At 43.5% G+C, this 3,004-nt stretch carries 3 protein-coding genes; all 3 read right to left on the reverse strand.

The genetic code is table 11. The features are described from left to right. Positions 1-59: 59 nt before the first annotated feature. The 3 genes from tnpC to tnpA all read right to left on the reverse strand — a co-directional run bounded on the left by tnpC (position 60) and on the right by tnpA (position 2,831). Positions 60-1,802 carry an IS66 family transposase gene (gene tnpC / locus RZO55_RS10050; RefSeq protein ID WP_318064148.1) on the reverse strand — a complete coding sequence of 581 codons (1,743 nt, stop codon included), beginning with the start codon at positions 1,800-1,802 and terminating at the stop codon, positions 60-62. A 292-nt stretch (positions 1,803-2,094) separates the two neighbouring features. Beyond that, a complete protein-coding gene (gene tnpB / locus RZO55_RS10055) occupies positions 2,095-2,451 on the reverse strand; it encodes an IS66 family insertion sequence element accessory protein TnpB (protein ID WP_318064149.1) in 357 nt (118 codons plus the stop codon). Then, positions 2,445-2,831 (reverse strand): IS66 family insertion sequence element accessory protein TnpA, encoded by a 387-nt coding sequence (gene tnpA / locus RZO55_RS10060; RefSeq protein WP_318064150.1) that lies wholly within the window; start codon positions 2,829-2,831, stop codon positions 2,445-2,447. Before tnpA ends, tnpB begins: the two co-directional genes overlap by 7 nt. Positions 2,832-3,004: the final 173 nt, after the last annotated feature.

The following is a 3,004-nucleotide window of genomic DNA, read 5'->3' on the forward strand; positions in this document are numbered from 1 at the left end:
GGTAAGCGATGAATAACCTGCCGTATTATATATACAACGATCCCTTTGTATCCAAAGCCCTAAACCGGCAGTGGTTCATGCTTTTCTGCTGTTATAGTTTCAACATCAATCAGACCTGTGCAATGTTCCATCATAAAATCGCTCCATGGGAGCAGCTTTTCTATACCTGCGGGCTCATTTTTGTAGTCCGGCATATAAAGAAGTACCATGTAGAGATACTGGAACACGTTTAAGTTGTTTGCTTTTGCCGTTTCAATCATGCTGTACATGACTGCACTGGCATTTGCCCCGGCAACCGATGTGTGAAATAAAAATGCTTTGCGTCCAATGGCATAGCTCTTGACTTTTCGTTCGGCAGCATTGTTTGAGATTTCACATCGTCCATCTTTCATATAGTTACAAAGCGTTTCCCGGTGATTCAGGGCATAGTTTACCGCTTTTTCGAGTTTGCTGCCACCTAGTGCATGGATGGAATTAATCCATTTCCAGAAACCAGCCCAGACAGCGGTTTCCTTTTCCTCTCGTTTTACTTTTCTTTCAGCCGCCGGAAGATTTTTCAATTCCCGCTCTATGTAGAAAAGTTTATTACAGTAGGAAAGGCCAATCTCTGCTGGTATCAGTTTCTCCTGGTCATTCTCCTCCGGAATGACCGGATCCTCCAGCCGTGTTTTGGAATTGATACCCAGAAGCTTTATGGCTTTTCTCCTCCCTGCTGGAATGGCTTCATAAAACTTCCTGCGGCAGTGAGCGAGACAGCAGACCAGAGTAACATCTTCCACTTTATTATAGCCCTGATATCCATCGCATTGGAGAAGGCCATTGAATCCTTCCAGAAAGTCCCTGGCATATGTTCCACTGCGTCCCGCTGCATAATCGTAGAGGACTATCGGTGGCAATCCGTCACTTCCGGTCAGATAGATCCACATATAGGAAGTTGATTCCGCGCTCCGGCCATCCTCACGTAATACCTGGCAGGTGGTTTCATCTGCATGTAAAATTTCACGTTTAATCAGACACTCATGCATCCTTTCATAGATTGGATAAAAGTAGTGCTCTGTACAGTAAATGAACCAGTTCGCCATAGTTTCTCTTGGCAGTTTGAAACCTAGCTCGGCCATACCGGACTCCTGCCTGTAATAAGGCATTCCCATAAATGTCTTTTCAAAAATAACATAGGCAACGGAAGATGCAGATGCCGGACTGTGTGGCAGTAATGCAGGATAGACTTTTGCCTTTACAATGGTTCCATCCCCATCCTTTTTGCATTCCGGACAGATGGCAACTTCCTGCATAAGGCGTATTCTCTCCACCTTGGCAGGTGTAATCCTGATCTCTTCCCGGACCTGCGTATAGCCAATCGTTATCATTTCGCTGTTGCAGTATTCGCACCGGCGTTGATCAGCCATAAGCGGGATTTTCACTTCCCTTATTGGCAGACCCGCGTAGATATCATCCCGCTTTGCTTTTGGTTTGCGTTCACGTGTATGTTCTTTTACCATGATTTTAGCTTTTGTTTCCACGAAAGTGGCCTCTTGCGTATTTTTATCTTCAGAGGTTATTTTTTCTGATGATGTTCCAAAAAGTTGTCTGCGTAGTTCCTTTAATGTTTCTTCTAGATTTACTTTGAGCGACTGAAGGTCATCGACAAGTTTACGCAGCTCGGCGATTGTTTCATCTTTCTCCGCCATGCGGGTATCCTTTTCCGCCATGTGGGCATTCTGTGCCTGGATATAAGCCTGTTGCTGTTCAATAACTGTCTGCAACAGTTTCATCTGCTGTTCAAAAGTACTTTTTTCATCCATGACGCACCATGCCTCCCCAGTTTTTATTCTTCTTACATTATAAAGAATTATGAGGATATGGGCAAATGTGCAGTCAGATACGCACCGTCATTCTGACGAAAAGAAGAATGGTGGGAAACCTTGAAAAAAGGCTGTTTTAGAGCATTTTCAAGAGACTTATGCACATTCATTTCTGGTACATCGGTCTCATGCACGGATAACTTTAAATGCAGACCGGAGTGTGTGGACAACTGGAGAAAAACGGAAGTTTAACCGGATATCATTTTTTTCATTTTCTCCATTATGCACAAAATCAGAAGTCTTTCTTCTGGATAATCGGCCTGATTGCTCTCGGCTGTTCAATCGATAGTCCTTCCATCAACCAACGGAATTCCTGTCTTGTAAGCGGGCGCACTTCAGAAGCATCTTTTGGCCATTGAAACCGGCCATTATCAAGTCTTTTCAGATATAAGACAAACCCGTCCTTATCAAAATGTAAGGCTTTCATTGTATTTTTCTTTCGCCCGCAGAAAAGAAAAAGTGCATTTGCATAAGGATCCATTTCATAGGTATCCCGGATAATTGCCATAAGGCCATCAATGCTGCGTCTCATATCAGTACGTCCGGTAATAATAAAAATCTTGGCAACTCCGGATAATTCGCCTAGCATAGCTGTTGCAGCACAGAAAGAGTATTTAATATCGTATCTCTGGCGGCGTGGTTGGAAATTTCAATGCTGTAATCATTGATTTTTAAGATCACAGCTGGAGAAGTCCTGACATCAGGATCCCCATTCCAACAGGGTTTTGGTAATTCATCTATAATTGGAAGAGGAACTACCTGCTGGCTTTTCCTGATAATACGATGCTTGGCTGCTGGTATCTCACAGGCCTTTTGGCGGAGCCTTGTTATCTTCGTATAAAATGTGCTGATTGGAATACCATGCTGTTCACACCAGTCTTTGTCCCCAAGACCACTTGTGCGGCATTCCTGTATCAGATTGATCCATTCCTGATCCGTTCGTCTGGCATTTCTTTGGTTATCATTCATTGGCAATGATCTCCTTCCTTTTATGGAGAAGTCGAGCACTTGATTCGAAGAATTGTAGTGAACGAATACAAAGTAGTCAATCGAGAACCGATTTGAATAGAGCCCCTCCTAGTTGTCTCTATTATTTCATAGATGGAGGAATTTGTGGAACGGCAGGTTATTCATCGCTTACC

This window comes from Clostridium boliviensis (assembly GCF_033342255.1).
GTDB lineage: Bacteria > Bacillota > Clostridia > Lachnospirales > Lachnospiraceae > Lacrimispora > Lacrimispora boliviensis.

Coding starts and splice junctions, on each gene's coding strand:
- tnpA (WP_318064150.1), bottom strand. CDS start 2,831: ATGAATGATAACCAAAGAAATGCCAGACGAACGGATCAGGAATGGATC.
- tnpC (WP_318064148.1), bottom strand. CDS start 1,802: ATGGATGAAAAAAGTACTTTTGAACAGCAGATGAAACTGTTGCAGACA.
- tnpB (WP_318064149.1), bottom strand. CDS start 2,451: ATGCTAGGCGAATTATCCGGAGTTGCCAAGATTTTTATTATTACCGGA.